Origin of the sequence: Vibrio rumoiensis 1S-45 (assembly GCF_000286955.2) — a bacterium.
Lineage (GTDB): Bacteria > Pseudomonadota > Gammaproteobacteria > Enterobacterales > Vibrionaceae > Vibrio > Vibrio rumoiensis_A.
Genome location: NZ_AJYK02000034.1, coordinates 444 through 17,916, shown reverse-complemented (window position 1 = coordinate 17,916; position 17,473 = coordinate 444). Strand labels below are relative to the sequence as shown.

At 41.0% G+C, this 17,473-nt stretch carries 17 protein-coding genes and 1 tRNA gene; 9 read left to right on the top strand and 9 right to left on the bottom strand.

Features of this window, described 5'->3' with window-relative positions:
* Positions 1–215: 215 nt before the first annotated feature.
* The 4 genes from uvrY (at position 216) to A1QC_RS04780 (ending at position 3,788) form a co-directional block, all read left to right on the top strand.
* Positions 216–860, top strand: a complete 645-nt coding sequence (uvrY, locus tag A1QC_RS04795; RefSeq protein WP_017026163.1) for a UvrY/SirA/GacA family response regulator transcription factor — start codon at positions 216–218, stop codon at positions 858–860.
* Entirely contained in the window at positions 861–2,708 is a 1,848-nt protein-coding gene (uvrC, locus tag A1QC_RS04790) for an excinuclease ABC subunit UvrC (RefSeq protein WP_017026162.1), read from the top strand. It abuts the gene before it with no gap.
* A 44-nt stretch (positions 2,709–2,752) separates the two neighbouring features.
* Positions 2,753–3,310 carry a CDP-diacylglycerol--glycerol-3-phosphate 3-phosphatidyltransferase gene (gene pgsA, locus A1QC_RS04785; RefSeq protein WP_017026161.1) on the top strand — a complete coding sequence of 186 codons (558 nt, stop codon included), beginning with the start codon at positions 2,753–2,755 and terminating at the stop codon, positions 3,308–3,310.
* Between the two features lie 404 nt (positions 3,311–3,714).
* Positions 3,715–3,788: transfer RNA gene (locus tag A1QC_RS04780), tRNA-Cys, on the top strand.
* Positions 3,789–3,842: 54 nt separating this feature from the next.
* Here A1QC_RS04780 and ybaK read toward each other — a convergent pair.
* The 9 genes from ybaK to hemA form a co-directional block, all read right to left on the bottom strand.
* Entirely contained in the window at positions 3,843–4,316 is a 474-nt protein-coding gene (gene ybaK / locus A1QC_RS04775) for a Cys-tRNA(Pro) deacylase (RefSeq protein ID WP_017026160.1), read from the bottom strand.
* 129 nt (positions 4,317–4,445) lie between these two features.
* Positions 4,446–6,131, bottom strand: coding sequence for a bifunctional UDP-sugar hydrolase/5'-nucleotidase UshA (gene ushA, locus A1QC_RS04770; protein ID WP_017026159.1), 1,686 nt, complete (start codon positions 6,129–6,131; stop codon positions 4,446–4,448).
* Between the two features lie 197 nt (positions 6,132–6,328).
* Entirely contained in the window at positions 6,329–6,754 is a 426-nt protein-coding gene (locus A1QC_RS04765) for a VOC family protein (RefSeq protein WP_017026158.1), read from the bottom strand.
* A gap of 206 nt (positions 6,755–6,960) precedes the next feature.
* Positions 6,961–7,812: a 3-deoxy-8-phosphooctulonate synthase gene (gene kdsA / locus A1QC_RS04760; protein WP_026025963.1), complete on the bottom strand. Its 852-nt coding sequence runs from the start codon at positions 7,810–7,812 to the stop codon at positions 6,961–6,963.
* Positions 7,813–7,866: 54 nt separating this feature from the next.
* On the bottom strand, positions 7,867–8,682 hold the full coding sequence (locus A1QC_RS04755; protein ID WP_017026156.1) for a SirB1 family protein: 816 nt from the start codon (positions 8,680–8,682) through the stop codon (positions 7,867–7,869).
* 29 nt (positions 8,683–8,711) lie between these two features.
* Positions 8,712–9,092 carry a SirB2 family protein gene (locus tag A1QC_RS04750; RefSeq protein WP_017026155.1) on the bottom strand — a complete coding sequence of 127 codons (381 nt, stop codon included), beginning with the start codon at positions 9,090–9,092 and terminating at the stop codon, positions 8,712–8,714.
* A 59-nt stretch (positions 9,093–9,151) separates the two neighbouring features.
* Positions 9,152–9,994, bottom strand: a complete 843-nt coding sequence (gene prmC, locus A1QC_RS04745; RefSeq protein ID WP_017026154.1) for a peptide chain release factor N(5)-glutamine methyltransferase — start codon at positions 9,992–9,994, stop codon at positions 9,152–9,154.
* A 14-nt stretch (positions 9,995–10,008) separates the two neighbouring features.
* Positions 10,009–11,097: a peptide chain release factor 1 gene (prfA, locus tag A1QC_RS04740; protein WP_017026153.1), complete on the bottom strand. Its 1,089-nt coding sequence runs from the start codon at positions 11,095–11,097 to the stop codon at positions 10,009–10,011.
* Between the two features lie 74 nt (positions 11,098–11,171).
* Entirely contained in the window at positions 11,172–12,431 is a 1,260-nt protein-coding gene (gene hemA, locus A1QC_RS04735; protein ID WP_017026152.1) for a glutamyl-tRNA reductase, read from the bottom strand.
* Between the two features lie 246 nt (positions 12,432–12,677).
* On the opposite strand from hemA, the gene lolB reads away from it, so the two are divergent.
* The 5 genes from lolB (at position 12,678) to ychF (ending at position 17,196) form a co-directional block, all read left to right on the top strand.
* Entirely contained in the window at positions 12,678–13,385 is a 708-nt protein-coding gene (gene lolB / locus A1QC_RS04730; protein ID WP_017026151.1) for a lipoprotein insertase outer membrane protein LolB, read from the top strand.
* Complete coding sequence (gene ispE / locus A1QC_RS04725) at positions 13,385–14,308, top strand: 4-(cytidine 5'-diphospho)-2-C-methyl-D-erythritol kinase (RefSeq protein ID WP_017026150.1); 924 nt, start codon at positions 13,385–13,387, stop codon at positions 14,306–14,308. Before lolB ends, ispE begins: the two co-directional genes overlap by 1 nt.
* 27 nt (positions 14,309–14,335) lie before the next feature.
* Complete coding sequence (locus A1QC_RS04720) at positions 14,336–15,280, top strand: ribose-phosphate pyrophosphokinase (RefSeq protein WP_017026149.1); 945 nt, start codon at positions 14,336–14,338, stop codon at positions 15,278–15,280.
* Positions 15,281–15,429: 149 nt separating this feature from the next.
* A complete protein-coding gene (pth, locus tag A1QC_RS04715; protein WP_017026148.1) occupies positions 15,430–16,020 on the top strand; it encodes an aminoacyl-tRNA hydrolase in 591 nt (196 codons plus the stop codon).
* 84 nt (positions 16,021–16,104) lie between these two features.
* Positions 16,105–17,196 (top strand): redox-regulated ATPase YchF, encoded by a 1,092-nt coding sequence (ychF, locus tag A1QC_RS04710; RefSeq protein ID WP_017026146.1) that lies wholly within the window; start codon positions 16,105–16,107, stop codon positions 17,194–17,196.
* The last annotated feature ends 277 nt before the right edge of the window (positions 17,197–17,473 follow it).

The window sequence follows — 17,473 nt, the reverse complement described above, 5'->3', positions numbered from 1 at the left end:
CATACATCATTTTCATCGCATTAATTCTTAAAAATAATCAAATGATGTATGTTATGAATTAATTCATTCAATGAATAGCAGGGTGATAATTGTGAAAATTTCACAATTCCTGATAATAACAGTAAATTTTGTCGTGTTATTACGGTAGAATAACGTAGTCAACAAGCAATAAAGCAATGTTGGTTTAGCGATAATCCAAGTGTGGAGATACAAGAGTGATAAATGTTTTCCTTGTAGATGATCACGAACTGGTTCGCACAGGGATTCGACGTATTATTGAAGACGTCCGTGGAATGAAAGTAGTAGGGGAAGCTGACAGTGGTGAAGATTCTGTAAAATGGTGCCGTGCTAACTACGCGGATGTTATTTTAATGGATATGAATATGCCAGGTATTGGTGGCTTAGAAGCGACCAAAAAGATCTTACGATTTAATCCTGATATTAAAATTATTGTTTTAACTATTCATACCGAAAACCCATTTCCGACGAAGGTCATGCAAGCTGGTGCTGCTGGTTATTTAACCAAAGGTGCGGCTCCTGATGAAATGGTCAATGCAATTCGTATGGTGCACAGTGGCCAGCGATATATTTCACCAGAGATTGCGCAGCAAATGGCATTAAGTCAGTTTTCTGCCCCTTCGGATAACCCATTTAAAGAGCTATCCGAACGTGAATTGCAAATCATGATGATGATTACCAAAGGTCAAAAAGTCACAGACATATCCGAACAATTAAATTTAAGCCCGAAAACAGTCAATAGCTACCGTTATCGATTATTCAGTAAATTAGATATTAACGGTGATGTAGAATTAACTCACCTTGCTATCCGATACGGTATGATCAGCACAGAGATGCTATAAGTGTCGACTGAGTTTGATTCGGCTTCTTTTTTATTAACGGTTTCTGATCAGCCTGGCGTTTACAGAATGTATAACGCTGAGGCTGATATCATCTATGTCGGTAAAGCTAAAAATCTTAATAAACGCCTTTCTAGCTATTTTCGTAAAAATCTTGATAACGAAAAAACAAAAGCACTGGTAAGTCATATTGCAAAAATTGATGTCACCGTTACGCATACTGAAACGGAAGCATTAATCCTCGAACATAATTACATTAAGCAATATCTCCCAAAATATAACGTGCTATTGCGCGATGATAAATCCTACCCTTATATTCTGGTTACGAAGCATAAACATCCTCGTTTAGCGTATCACCGTGGTACCAAGAAAAGAAAAGGCGAGTATTTTGGACCTTACCCTGATGCCGGGGCAGTAAGAGAAACACTTCACCTATTGCAAAAGATTATTCCCGTGCGTCAATGTGAAGATAGTGTGTATTCTAACCGCACCCGACCATGTTTGATGTATCAAATTGAACGTTGTTCTGGCCCTTGTGTAAAAGGGTTGGTCAGTGAAGAAGAGTATGCTGAAAACGTCAATTATGTACGGTTGTTTTTACAAGGCAAAGATGATCAGGTTTTAAATGCTTTAATCAATAAAATGGAAGCAGCTAGTCAAGCTCTCCAATTTGAACAAGCGGCCAAATACCGAGATCAAATACAATCGATACGTCGCGTTCAAGAACAGCAATCGGTTTCTGATGATAGTGCTGAAGATATGGATGTGATCGGTTTTGCAAAAGAAAATGGCTTAGCCTGTATTCACTTATTAATGATTCGCCAAGGTAAAGTGTTAGGTAGCCGAAGTCATTTTCCTAAAATTCCGAATGACACCGACGATCATGAAGTTTTTTCTAGTTTCTTAAATCAATATTATTTAAGTCACAATGACGCTTCGAGTATTCCGTCTAGGATTACTTATAATGCGGATTTGTTTGATGATGAAAGCCCGTTGCAAGAAGCCTTAATACAAATGGCGGGTAGAAAAGTGACATTTCATGTCAGCCCCAGAGGAATGCGTGGACGATATTTAAAATTAGCCAACACCAATGCGCGAAGTGCTTTAACTGCAAAAATCAGTCATAAGATGACTGTCAATCAGCGTGTTAAAGAGTTGGAAGTTGAGTTGAATATATCTCGTATTGAACGAATGGAATGTTTTGATATTAGCCATACTATGGGCGAAAGCACCATTGCATCATGTGTTGTGTTCAACCGAGAAGGCCCGATGAAACAAGAATATCGCCGTTACAATATTGAAGGCATTACCGGTGGCGATGATTACGCGGCAATGGGGCAAGTGCTTGAACGTCGATATTCTAAGCAACAGTATACGGATGAACAATACGCAGAAAAAATACCAGATGTCATATTTATTGACGGAGGTAAAGGACAGTTGAATAGGGCGTATGAAATAATACAGCAACATTGGCAAGATTGGCCAAAACAACCTGAGCTTATTGGTATTGCGAAAGGTGTAACACGTAAGCCGGGATTAGAAACTTTAATCAAAGTGTCAGGGGAGGAGTTTAATCTTCCTAGTGATGCTCCTGCGTTACACTTAATTCAACATATTCGAGACGAAAGCCATAATCATGCAATTGCTGGGCATCGAGCAAAAAGAGGCAAAACTCGCCGAACGAGTACATTGGAAGGTATTGAAGGAGTAGGGCCTAAACGACGCCAAGCCTTGCTAAAATATATGGGTGGGATTCAAGAACTTAAACGAGCAACTGTAGAAGAAATAGCCAAAGTACCTGGTATCAGCAAATCTTTGGCAGAAATCATTCATGAGGCATTGAAACCCTAAGCGTTTTAACGCAACATTAAGCCGCACTCTTCAGAGACGTAATTATGCGATTTACTATACCAAACATTTTGACCTTACTTCGACTTGCGCTAATCCCGGTTTTCGTTGCTGTTTTCTATTTGCCTTATGCTTGGGCTCCCTTTGCTGCTGCGATGGTTTTTTGGGTGGCAGGTTTCACCGATTGGCTAGATGGTGTATTAGCGCGTAAGCTTGGACAAACAAGTCGCTTTGGGGCGTTTTTGGATCCTGTTGCAGATAAAGTGATGGTGGCGGTGGCATTGATTTTAATTACCGAACATTACCATTCGCTTTGGATAACAATTCCTGCCGCAACCATGATTGCACGAGAAATTATTATTTCAGCATTGCGAGAGTGGATGGCTGAAATTGGTAAACGTGCAAGTGTTGCGGTGTCGTGGATTGGCAAGTGGAAAACACTTTCACAAATGTTTGCGCTGTGGGTGTTGATTTGGCGCTATGATGACTGGATGGTATGGCTTGGCTTTGCCACTTTATATATAGCAACAGCGTTAACCTATTGGTCTATGTATCAATACTTAAAGGCAGCAAAAGGTGATTTACTTGCCGAGCAAGATGAATAACCTCTAATGTTTTTTTACACGGAAAGCCTTACATAATTGTGAGGTTTTTTTGTATCTAATAACTTGATTAAGCTTGAAATAGTGAAGTGAAGAGATTTTTGTTATCAGTTCGCTATTTTTATAACTCATCTTATTTCAGTTTGGCGATATAAAGTCAAAAGCAATGTTATTTTGTGGGTTTTAATCTCATCAAAACTCATGGTTATCATAGGTTTTAAGTTAAGATATAGGATATTTTTGTTATAAAATTGACCGATATAACGGTTTTTGGCTATAAAGCATCCAAACGAATTAAAAATTAAAAAATAGTGTTGACGTGACTTGCGGAATCCGTAAAATGCCAATCCGTACTCAGGGGGAACTGAACAGCATTCGAAAGAAAGTTAAGTTCTTCCGCAAGGTAAGGCGCCTTGGCAGAGTGGCTATGCAGCGGATTGCAAATCCGTGGACCTCGGTTCGACTCCGGGAGGCGCCTCCATATATTCTTCTTATCGTGACTCTTTCTATTTATTAAGCACCTAACTAATCCAACTTATTGGCATAACACGGCAAAATTAGCACGAGTTAATTGAGCTAAGTCTTGTGGCGCAAGTTCAATTTCTAAACCACGCTTTCCTGCCGACACGCACATCACGCTAAGCGATTGCGCCGATTGATGAATAAAGGTGGGCAATGCTTTTTTTTGACCTATAGGGCTAATTCCTCCTACCACGTAACCTGTCGTTTTTTGGGCAATATCTGGATCCGCCATTTCTGCTTTTTTTGCCCCTGCCGCTTTTGCTGCTGCTTTTAAGTTAAGTTTCATTTCAACTGGGATGATGGCGACGGCTAAGTTTTTAGCTTCACCGTTTAAGCAAAACAATAACGTTTTAAAGACAGTCGAAGGATCTTGCCCCAACGCTTCTGCGGCTTCTAAGCCATAACTCGCCGCATTTGGATCATGTTTGTATTGGTGTACGGTATGAACAATTTTTTTCTTCTTGGCAAGATTAATAGCGGGTGTCATGTGAGTTCCTAACAACTATGATTTAGATAAGAAAAAAGCAGCACCATACGGCGCTGCTTTATAGTCGATCAAAGTGAAAATGAATTCAATAATTCTATTCACTTAACCTTTGTTAAGGCTAACATCCGTTTACTTATACTGGATTTCACCTTTTGGCTCATAATCTGCAACTTTAATTGGATTATGCTTTTCTAGGTAATCTTTCAACACTTCTGCATCAACAAAACCGGTGTTTACATAGCCTGGTTTATCACTGATTTTAGGGTAACCGTCGCCACCAGCTGCATTAAAGCTTGGGATAGAAAAACGGTACATCTTATTCATATCAAGCGGCTTACCAGCAATCTTCACATCATTCACTTTGCCGTTTGCAACGATCATTGAGATGCCCGCAAACTGTACATAAGCACCAGAGTCAACCGGTTTAGTACCGACTGCATTAAGGTAATCTAAAACATCACTGCCTTTCATATCCATGTAAGCAACAATATTGCCAAATGGTTGAACCTTAAGAACATCTTTATAAGTGATGTCTCCTGCAGCAATCGAATCTCGCACACCACCAGAGTTCATCACTGCAAAATCAGCATTCACGCGCTCCATGTGAGCAAGGCCAATCAAACGTCCTAAGTTAGTTTGCTTGAAGCGAACCACATTACGATCACCTTCCAATTTGCCATCCGATGCAGCAATTTTAACACTTAATTTTTCTTGGCCTTTGTCTTGGTATGGTTGTAAGAAATCTTTCAATTCTTGATCATGAGGGATTTCTTTCTGCACAAAAATTTTGGTCTTCTCACCATTGACCATCACTTTTTCTTTCAAGTTCACAGGGATCAAGTTGTAGCTCACCATGTTGAGCTGGCCATTTTGAAATTCAAAATCAGCGCGACCAACATACTTACCCCACTCATGGGCTTGAACAATCCAAGTGCCATTTTGTTGATCTGGGATACATTTTTGACCTGGCTTGTAATCTTCTTTGCGCTGATTATTTTCGGTGTAATCTGCATTTTCCATACATACGGGTTCTTGCGAATGACCACCAATGATCATATTTAGTTCACCCGCAGGTAGATAACGCGCAAGTGTTACGTCACCTGGCGCATTCACACCTCTGTTGCCATTATCGTAATGGCCCATGTGCGTTACTGCAAAAATCAGGTCTGGCTTTTCATTTACTTCTAGATCAGCAATAACTTTCTTGGCTTCTGCTTTGGGATCGCGGAATTCAACATCACCAATGTATTCTGGATTACCAATTTTGGCGGTATCTTCGGTAGTTAAACCAATCACAGCAATTTTGATGCCTTGCTCGTCAAAAATCTTATATGGTTCAAACAAACGCTGCCCAGTTTTCTTATCGTAAATATTAGCCGATAGCATTGGGAAATTAACCCAATCACGCTGCTTCATTAAAACTGAAAGTGGGTTATCAAATTCATGGTTACCGACTGCCATCGCATCGTATCCAATTTTGTTCATTCCTTTGAAATCAGGCTCAGCATCTTGTAGATCCGATTCAGGCACACCAGTGTTAATATCACCACCAGAGAAAAGTAAAACGCTTCCCCCTTCCGCCATCACTTGCTGACGAATGCTATCAACCAAGGTTTTACGTGCGGCCATACCATATTCGCCATCGTTGTTATGCCAAAAGCGACCATGGTTATCATTGGTGTGAAGGACTGTTAATTTGTATATTTTATCGGTTTGCCACTCGTGTTGCGCTGTCGTGTCCGTCTGAGAAGTACATGCCACGATGGATGCCAGAGCAATAGCTACTGTTGATGTTTTTAATACAAAATGTTTCATCTATGAATACCTGTATAAAATAGGGGAGTCTAAAAAGGGCAAGATAGTGACATTAATTTACGATCCATATCACTAACATACTGATAACAGTGTAATGGATTCGGAAAATTTCGGAATAAAGCGCACAATAATCTGGCGTATTGATCACACGCAAACGTTTGGCTTCACTTGAATAAGGTGAATATCCTTGAAACCATTCACTTGGCAAATAATTGGCCCAAATCCTTGAAGGCTTTAAACTCCAGTGCATTACCACATGGATCAAAGAAAAACATCGTCGCTTGTTCTCCAACTTGCCCTTTAAATCTTACGTATGGTTCAATCACAAATTCAACATTGGCGTGTTTTAGTTTATCTGCCAACGCTTGCCATTGTTCCCACTCAAGCACCACACCAAAATGAGGAACAGGTACGTCATGCCCATCAACGGCATTCGTATTAGCAGATTGCTGAGAGGAGGTTTTAGGATGCTCGTGGATAACCAACTGATGACCAAAGAAATTGAAATCCACCCATTGTTCACATGATCTCCCCTCCTCTAACCCAAATACATCTCGGTAAAAGGTTCTTGCAAGCGGAACATCATAAACTGGAATCGCTAAATGAAATGGACGTAAACTCATACTTTCACCTCGAATATTTCAAGTTATTTGGTTTAATTCTAAACTAGCATTGAATGTAAGGTTTAGAAAGTAAGCAATAGCTAAGTAGTGAGCTGACTGATCTTCAAAAATAGATAATCAGATATTTCCTCCAACTAATAGACGTAAAAAAATCCAGTGACCGACTTAGCCACTGGATTCTCAATTAAAGCGATATCTCGTTAGAATTAACGAATATCAATATGCTCGAAACCTTTGATCAAATCATCAAGCGCTTTCATTTGTTTTAGGAAAGGTTCTAGTTTGTCTAATGGTAAGGCTGATGGGCCATCACATTTCGCTTGCTCTGGATTTGGGTGAGCTTCGATAAATAAACCTGCAATACCTGTCGCTAAACCTGCTTTAGCAAGTTCAACGGTTTGCTCACGTCGACCACCTGAAGCTGCGCCAGATGGATCACGCATTTGCAATGAGTGTGTCACATCAAAAATAATTGGGCTGCCATTCGATGATTTTTTCATAACACCAAAACCAAGCATATCGACCACTAGGTTGTCATAACCCATGCAGGCTCCACGCTCACATAATATGATCTTATCGTTACCACATTCGGCAAATTTATCGACAATATTACCCACTTGATTTGGGCTCATAAACTGTGGTTTTTTCACGTTAATAACCGCACCTGTTTTTGCCATTGCTTCAACAAGGTCGGTTTGACGTGCTAAAAATGCTGGAAGTTGAATCACATCAACCACATCTGCAACCGGCTGTGCTTGAGCTTCTGTATGAATATCGGTAATGATTTTCACACCAAACGTGTCTTTCAACTCTTGGAAGATTTTTAAACCTTCTTCCATACCTGGTCCACGGTATGAATGGATAGACGAGCGGTTCGCTTTATCAAACGACGCTTTAAATACGTATGGGATACCAAGCTTTTCAGTTACCTTCACGTAATGCTCACAAATCTGCATAGCAAGATCACGAGATTCCAGCACATTCATGCCAGCAAAAAGTGTAAATGGCTTATCATTTGCCACTGGAATGTCGCCTACATGAACGGTTTTTTGTTGCATCGCTGTTGATTGCATTGTTTGCTCCATCAATCAATAAAACTCGACATTTGAGTATTAGTGAATAGTTACGTGGTTATCATTTAAAGCATTCACCTGTAATTTTAAAATTTCAGATGAAGGATCTTCTGGGCAATTATCTATAAAATATTGAAAATCATCCGCTGCCATTTGGTGACAGTCTAACTGTTGATAAATGAAACCTCGATCGCGGATTTCATAAGGGTCATCTGGCACAAAGCTTAGTGCAATATCCGTACATTTTAATGCTTGAGTAAAATTATCTTCTCTTAATAATGCACTTTTAATCACCGCCAACCAGCGACCTAACGTTGTTGGATTATCTGACGCCGATAGGTCTTTGGGCTTGAGAGTAGCCAATGGTCCATCGTGGCCAATTAACCAAGCTCTTAAAATTCCTTTAGAGACATATTCGCCATTAAAAGGGTTAACGTAAAGTGCTGGCTCATTGTGCCAACACACTTTCACAATGAACTGACTAGGGAACGTCACGCCTTCCAAAGGAAAACCAAGACGCTGACCAAAATAAAGTAATAAAGCACCCAAGCTAACAGGAATGCCTTTTCGACGTTTTATAACTGAGTCGATACGAGTATTTTTTGAATTGAAGAATTCATCACTGTCTCCATGAAACGTCCATTCATGGTAAAAATGGCGAATAAAGGCTTCAAACTTTTGTTTTTCATTTTGCTCATGAACTAACGCTTGTTCAAGTTCATCAAACATTGAATCTAAGGTTAGCATGATCCAATGCTTATCGGTTTCTGGGAAGATTAAGCAAGTTAATGCCACTGCCCCTTCAATCAGGCTACATTCATCCAGATCTTGCTCAAACAACTCTATATCACTCATTAGTTACCAAAATACTCATTTTGAATCAATTAAAGGGTTGGGACTTTTGTCATGGCTAAATGCGCAGCCCAATACAACCAACCTAATGCACCGAAGAAAGCAACACTGCGGATCAGTTTGCCTCTACCAAGTTTTAAGGTCACAAAACCTAATGCAATATACACAAGAACGCAGGTGATTTTTTCTGTCAACCAAGCACCTGCTGGGGTAAAGGGAATGAAACCTGTGATGAAAATTAAAGAAATACCAGAGGCAAGTAACACAGTATCAACAATATGCGGTGTCACTTTAAAGAATTTCTTTTGTAATAACGGCGAGTCCATCATCATCAAAATATAACGAATGGTAAGAAATAAAACGCTTAACGCTATCGCGAGTAAATGTATGTGCTTCACAGAGGTGTATAACATTGTTTTCTCTTATCGTTTTAGACCGACATAATGCGGTTCTATATATCCATATAGGTAAGCTATGACCAACAGCCTAATGTTACTCGGTCATTATGCCCATAATCTTTCTCAGTGGTAATTTGTTGATAGCCGTATTCTTGTAAAATATCACGAACGGCCTTGCCTTGCTCAAATCCATGTTCCATTAACAACCAGCCGCCATCTAATAAGTAGTGACGAGCGTGTTCGGCAATGTAACGTAAATCGGCCAAGCCTTTTTCTTCGGCAACTAACGCTGTCAATGGTTCAAAACGCACATCCCCTTGTGCAAGGTGTGCATCCATTTTATCGATATATGGGGGGTTACTAACAACACAAGCAAATTGAGCCGATGCTTCAATTGGACTAAACCAACTGCCTTGTAAAAAATGGGCATTGGTAATCTTCAACTTTTCAGCATTTCGAGTCGCGAGTTGTTGTGCTTCAACTTGTAAGTCAATCCCAACCACATTGCGTTTTGGGAATTCGGTCGCTAAAGCTAATGCGATAGCTCCGGTTCCTGTGCCTAAATCGAGAATATCGCCATCCAGCAATGACACTTTATCAATCGCTAATTCAACTAAACGTTCAGTATCAGCGCGAGGGATCAACGTTGACGTGGACACTTCTAAAGGCAATGACCAAAACTCTCGCTCACCCACAATATATGCAACTGGTTCACCCGATGCACGCTTTGCAATTAAAGCATCAAAACGTGATTGCTGTTCTTGCTCTAGCTCTTTTTCTGGCCATGTCAGTAAATAACTTCTTGGCTTATCGAGTATGTGGCACATCAACACGGCAGCGTCCAAAGATGGACTCTCGCTACCGCTGTTGATCAAAGCTTGAATCGCTGCGTGTAGATTCTGTTCAATACTTAACATGACGTTATTAATACTTAGTGATTTTCCGACAAAGCAGCCAACTGATCGGCCTGATGCTCTTGAATCACAGGATCCACTAAGCTTTGTAAGTCACCTTCCATCACTTCATTTAAGCGGTAGAGGGTTAAATTGATGCGGTGATCAGATACACGACCTTGTGGGTAGTTATAGGTACGAATACGGTCACTACGGTCACCAGAACCTAATAAATTACGACGGGTGTCAGATTCTTCTGCTGCTCGCTTTTCTTCTTCTGCTTTAATAATACGTGCGGCAAGAACCGCCATCGCTTTAGCTTTGTTTTTATGCTGAGAACGTTCATCCTGACACTCAACCACTGTGCCGGTTGGTAAGTGAGTAATACGAATGGCAGAATCAGTGGTGTTAACGTGCTGACCACCCGCGCCCGATGAGCGGAAGGTGTCAATTTTCAAATCAGAAGCTTTAATTTCTGGAATCTCTGCTTCTGGAATTTCTGCCATCACTGCCACAGTACAAGCAGAAGTATGAACACGTCCTTGGGATTCAGTGGCTGGAACACGTTGTACGCGGTGACCGCCTGATTCAAATTTCAGAACGCCATACGCGCCATCGCCATTCACTTTCGCGATCATTTCTTTAAAGCCGCCTTGCTCTGAAATATTGCTGCTAACCACTTCCACTTTCCAACCTTTCTTTTCAGCAAATCGGCTGTACATGCGGAATAAATCACCAGCAAAAATACCCGCTTCATCACCGCCCGCACCTGCACGAATTTCTAAGAAACAGTTGCGGTCATCATTTGGATCTTTTGGCAATAACAAAATCTGTAATTCAGCAGCTAAACGCTCAATCGATGATTTGGCTTCTTTAATTTCTTCCTGAGCCATCTCGCGCATTTCGGCATCATCTTCTTGCGCCATTTCTTCTGCAGCGTCTAAATCATCTTGCGCTTGCTGGTATAGCTGGAAGCACTTGGTTACTTCTTCAAGTTGAGAATATTCTTTTGATAAAGCACGGAATTTATTTTGATCCCCAATAACACCAGGATCACCAAGTAAATGTTGAACTTCTTCGTAACGTTCAACGAGTGTTTCTAATTTGGTCAAAATTGACGAGTTCATAATTTTATCTTTAGTTTGAGTATCTATTGTGAAGGCGTATTAATCGATATTTGTCGCTTGAAGGTTGAGCCTAGCTACCACTCTTCAAGCCCAAGGCTTTGGCGAATAATGGCAAGCTTTTCTGGTTCACCTTGTTCTGCCACTACTTGCATAGCACGCGTTGGAGTATGGATTAAACGATTGGTAAGTTTATTACTGAGTTCTCTTAATACTTTTTCAGGATCACCACCTGCAGATAAAGCATTAAGGCTTTTTTCAAGTAAATCTTCTTTGATCACATTCGCGTGTTGGCGATAATCACGAATGCTGTCGACGGCTTGCAATGAGCGGAGCCAAGTCATAAAGGCGGCACTTTCTTCTGAAACAATCGCTTCAGCTTGAATGGCTTCAACTTTGCGTTGTTCCATGTTCTTATTTACGATGCCTTGCAGATCGTCAACGCTATATAGATAAGCATCATTTAAGTCCCCTACTTGAGATTCAATATCGCGCGGTACTGCGATATCGACCAATAACATAGGTTGATGCTTACGTTTTTTCAAGGCACTTTCCACCATGCCTTTGCCAATGATAGGAAGCTGGCTGGCGGTAGAGCTAATCACAATATCGGCTTGTGGTAAATACTCTGGAATTTCAGCTAATGTGATGGTTTCGCCACCAAATTGACTGGCAAGCAATTTTGCTCGCTCTAACGTTCTATTAGCCACAATGATTTTTTTGCATTGAGTCGATGAAATGTGTTTTGCGACAAGCTCTATTGTTTCGCCGGCACCAACCAACAACACAGTAATATTGTTCATCGATTCGAAAATTTGTTTCGCAAGAATACAGGCTGCATAAGCAACAGAAACGGCACTACCACCAATGGCAGTTTCGGTTCTCACACGTTTGGCAACCGAAAATGCTTTATGAAATAATTTTTCTGTCATGCCATTAACTGCATTCAATTCTGTAGAAGCGGCGTAAGCTTGTTTCACCTGCCCTAAAATTTGAGGCTCACCTAATACTAATGAATCTAAACCACAAGCGACACGCATTAAATGACGCACAGCCGCTTGTTCTTCATAAGTATAGATACTTGGCATTAAATGTTCAGCATCGACACCATGAAAATTCATAAGCCAGTCAATCACATGACCTTTATGAATCCCCTTGCGAACATCACAATAAATTTCAGTACGATTACATGTCGAAACAATGACACCGCTTTTTATGGTGTCACTCGCCCCTATCTCCGCTAATGCTTCAGACAGTTTTTCAGGTGAAAATGCAATTTTCTCTCGCAACTCAACCGACGCTGTATTGTGATTGATACCAATAGCAAGCAAGGACATGTAGTAGGGCTACTCTGAAATTAATGATAAAAGGGAGGTAATTTTACTTGATGGGCTGTATGAATGAAAGGGCTAGAATTTTTTATTAACTCTCAAGTTAAAAAACACAAACAAAGCACTGATTTAAAACAAGATTAATAATATTATTTTTTGCGCACCCCTTGATTAATAAGGAATATAGCTGCTACTCATAGCAAGAGAATGATATAGTAATCACCATATATGAACTTCAATAAGGAAGCGACCTTGTCATTTCTCTCAAGCCTCTCTCCCCTTCGTTTTACTGATGTATCATTGTTTTCTCGCATTCAAGACCGATCGTTAAAAACAAACTCAGCATTTCGCGCATGGGCATGGTTCCCTATTACGTGTCTGCTTTTGATTATTTCCGGTTGCAGCAGCGTTCCACCAAGCCAAGAAAACTACTCCGTCGATTGGCAAAGTCATAAGCAAAAACTTGAGCAACTCAACACTTTCAAAGTCAGTGGAAAAATTGGCTATAAAGATCCAGAAAACCGCCAATCTCTTAATTTTATTTTAAAACATGCCTCTCAATATGATGAACTAAAGTTACTCTCGTTTTTGGGCCAAACTGTTTTAACGGTGCAAATGACACCGAGCGGCGCAATGATCACCACTTCCGATGGACAAGTACGTACAGCCAAACAAGCCAACGATCTGATTAAAGAATTAACTGGTTTAAGTATTCCGGTTAGCCAACTTCCAGATTGGATAAAAGGTTTACCAACCGAAGCTGATAACGTGGCTTATAATCAATCTCATACTGTTGAGAGCCTTGAAAAGAATATCGATAACCGTCAATGGAAGCTCACATACGTTAGCTATCAATCAACATCGGTTTCAAGTGACTCAACATTGCCATTACCAAATCAATTGTTTTTAGAGCAAGATGCCACTCAAATTAAGATTCTAATTAGCAAATGGATATTTTAATGCCATCAATATTTGATTCTGCCATTTCTGACATGAAATGGCCCTCCCCCGCCAAGCTGAATTTATTTTTGTATATCACGGGTCGCCGAGCAAATGGCTACCACGAACTACAGACGCTCTTTCAATTTATTGATTATGGCGACACGCTGCAGTTCTCACCAAATCGAAACGGTAACATTACCATTACGCCGGAAATCGAAGGGGTCAGTCTGGAACAAAACCTGATCTGGAAAGCGGCCAACGCCCTTAAAATTGAAGCGCAAAAAACACTCAACATGGATTCATCAGCATTAGGTGTTGATATTCAATTGAATAAAATTCTACCTATGGGTGGCGGCCTTGGTGGTGGCTCGTCGAATGCTGCCACGGCATTAGTAGTTTTAAATGAATTATGGTCACTTAATTTTTCGCTCGACACATTGGCACACATAGGATTAGCACTAGGTGCAGATGTTCCTGTATTTGTACGTGGTCACTCTTCATTTGCAGAAGGCGTGGGCGAACAACTGGTTTCGGTTGATCCAAAAGAAAATTGGTATTTAGTGATTAAGCCCAATGTAAATATTGCAACGGCTGACATTTTCACCCACCCAGATTTAACCAGAAACACCCCAAAACGTGAACTCACTACGCTTTTACAACATGCATACGAAAACGATTGCGAAAAAATCGTCACTTTGCTGTATCCGGAGGTTGCTAAGCAACTTTCATGGCTGCTACAATACGCGCCGTCGAGATTGACTGGAACAGGGTCGTGTTTATTCGCTGAATTCAATACTCAGCAACAAGCCGAAAGCGTTTTGGAACAACTCAACACACAAAATTCAAATAGTGTCTTCGGCTTTATCGCCAAAGGGGTGAATATTTCACCGCTTCATAAGACTTTGGCTGACTATAAACAAGCCAACCACAACTCAATTTAAAACTGGACGCAACCCGAGGTTTCCACCGTGCCTGATATGAAGCTATTTGCTGGTAACGCCACACCTGAACTAGCCCAACGTATTGCAGATCGCCTATACATTTCCCTTGGTGACGCAACTGTAAACCGTTTTTCTGACGGTGAAGTCGCTGTACAAATCAATGAGAATGTTCGTGGTAGTGATGTATTTATCATCCAATCTACTTGTGCGCCAACCAATGACAACTTAATGGAATTGGTCGTAATGATCGATGCAATGCGCCGCGCTTCTGCGGGCCGTATTACAGCCGTCATCCCTTACTTTGGCTATGCACGTCAAGACCGTCGTGTCCGTTCAGCTCGTGTTCCAATTACTGCGAAAGTAGTTGCTGACTTCCTTTCTAACGTTGGTGTTGACCGCGTTCTAACGATCGACCTACACGCAGAGCAAATCCAAGGTTTCTTCGATGTTCCTGTAGATAATATCTTCGGTACTCCGGTACTAATGGAAGATATGAAATCTCGTAACTTAGAAGATCCAGTTGTGGTTTCTCCTGATTTAGGTGGTGTTGTACGTGCTCGTGCAACCGCAAAAATGCTAGACGACACAGACATCGCTATCGTTGATAAGCGCCGTCCTCGTGCTAACGTTTCTGAAGTAATGAACCTAATTGGTGATGTTAAAGGTCGCGACTGTGTGATCGTTGATGACATGATCGATACAGGTGGCACACTCTGTAAAGCAGCTGAAGCTCTAAAAGAACGCGGCGCTAAACGTGTATTTGCTTACGCAACGCACGCGGTATTCTCTGGTAACGCTGCACAAAACATCGCAGGTTCTGTGATTGACCAAGTTATTATTACTGACTCAATTACATTATCAGATGAAATGAAAGCAACGGGTAAAGTAACTCAACTTACTTTATCTAGCATGCTTGCTGAAGCGATCCGTCGTATTAGCAATGAAGAATCTATTTCTGCGATGTTCAACTAGTCTTTTCTAAGTACTAGCTGACAACACAAAATTTATAAAAACCACTGCACTTCTGTGTGGTGGTTTTTTTATTGGTTTTCTGGCTGCACACCTTGACAGAAAATATGCTATCATGCCGCGCTTTGAAAATTTGCACAGAGAGCTAAATCTTGACTCAATCTATCAAATTGCTGGTTGGCCTTGCTAATCCAGGACCAGAATATGTCAGAACTCGCCACAATGCTGGAGCATGGGTGGTCGAAGAGTTGGCGCGAGTTCACAATGTAAGCTTAAAAGATGAAGGTAAATTCTTTGGCTTAACCGGTAGGATATTAGTGCACGGACAAGATTTACGTCTCCTTATCCCAACGACATTTATGAACTTGTCGGGTAAATCAGTCGCCGCACTGGCAAAATTTTATCAAATCAAACCAGAAGAGATCATGGTGGCACACGATGAACTCGATTTACCCCCAGGCGTTGCGAAGTTTAAAAAAGGCGGTGGTCATGGGGGCCACAACGGCTTAAAAGACATCATTGCCAAACAAGGCAATAATAAAGAATTCTACCGACTACGCATTGGCATTGGACATCCCGGCCATAAAGACCGTGTAGCCGGCTACGTACTCGGTAAAGCACCAACCAAAGAACAAGAATTACTCGATGCCGCAGTAGATGAATCGGTACGCAGTTTAGATATATTGCTCAAAGATGATCTTGCTAAAGCACAAAATCGCTTACATACGTTTAAAGCTGAATAGAGCGCTCATAATGAGCTACATTTAGCAAAACAATCAAATGACAACATAAGTCGGTAATACACCGAATGAAAGAAGGTTTATAACATGGGTTTCAAATGTGGAATTGTCGGTTTACCTAACGTAGGTAAATCCACTTTATTTAACGCACTAACTAAAGCGGGTATTGAAGCGGCTAACTTCCCTTTCTGTACGATCGAACCTAACACTGGTGTTGTTCCAGTTCCCGATCTTCGTTTAGATGCTTTAGCTGAAATTGTGAACCCAAAACGCATTCTTCCAACCACTATGGAATTCGTTGATATTGCAGGCTTGGTTGCTGGCGCATCAAAAGGTGAAGGTCTTGGTAACAAGTTCTTAGCTAACATCCGTGAAACTGACGCGATTGGTCACGTTGTTCGCTGCTTTGAGAACGAAAACATCGTTCACGTTGCTGGCCGTATTTCACCAATTGAAGATATCGAAATCATCAATCTTGAGCTTGCTCTTGCTGATTTAGATAGCTGTGAGCGCGCAATTCAACGCCAAGCGAAAAAAGCAAAAGGCGGCGATAAAGACGCAAAATACGAAATCACCGTATTAGAAAAGCTTTTACCTGTATTCACTGAAGGCGGCATGGCTCGTTCGGTAGAGTTAAGCAAAGAAGAATTAGCTGCTGTTGGTTACTTGAACTTCTTAACCTTAAAGCCAACCATGTACATTGCTAACGTAAATGAAGATGGCTTTGAAGATAACCCATTCTTAGATCAAGTTCGTGAATACGCACAAGGTGAGAACGCGGTTGTGGTTCCTGTTTGTGCTGCGATTGAGTCTGAAATGTCAGAGCTTGACGAAGAAGACCGTGATGAATTCCTTGCCGACCTTGGCATTGAAGAGCCAGGGCTTAACCGTGTAATCCGCTCTGGATATGAGTTATTAACGCTACAAACTTACTTTACTGCAGGTGTACAAGAGGTTCGCGCATGGACAATTCCTGTTGGTGCTACGGCCCCTCAGTCAGCAGGTAAAATTCATACTGATTTTGAAAAAGGCTTTATCCGAGCGGAAGTGATCGCTTATGAAGATTTTATTCAATTTAAAGGTGAAAGCGGCGCAAAAGAAGCTGGTAAATGGCGTTTAGAAGGTAAAGAATACATTGTAAAAGATGGTGATGTGGTTCATTTCCGTTTTAACGTGTAAATCAACGCTCTGAATATATCTACATACAAAAGCCAGTGACTGTCACTGGCTTTTTAGTTCTGTTTATTCTTCAAATTGCAAATCTCATCTAACCATCAATTTCGCCTTACAACCCCTGTTTTTGTTCACAAACAACCCTTTTTGTTTAAAAAAAGTGCGAACGATTCATTTTGGCCGATTTATTCAAAAAAACTATTGACGCTTACAGCCCGAATCCGCATAATGCGCTCCGTTCTCGTCGCAGAGTTATTGTGATGAGAGAGATGAAAATCTCAGT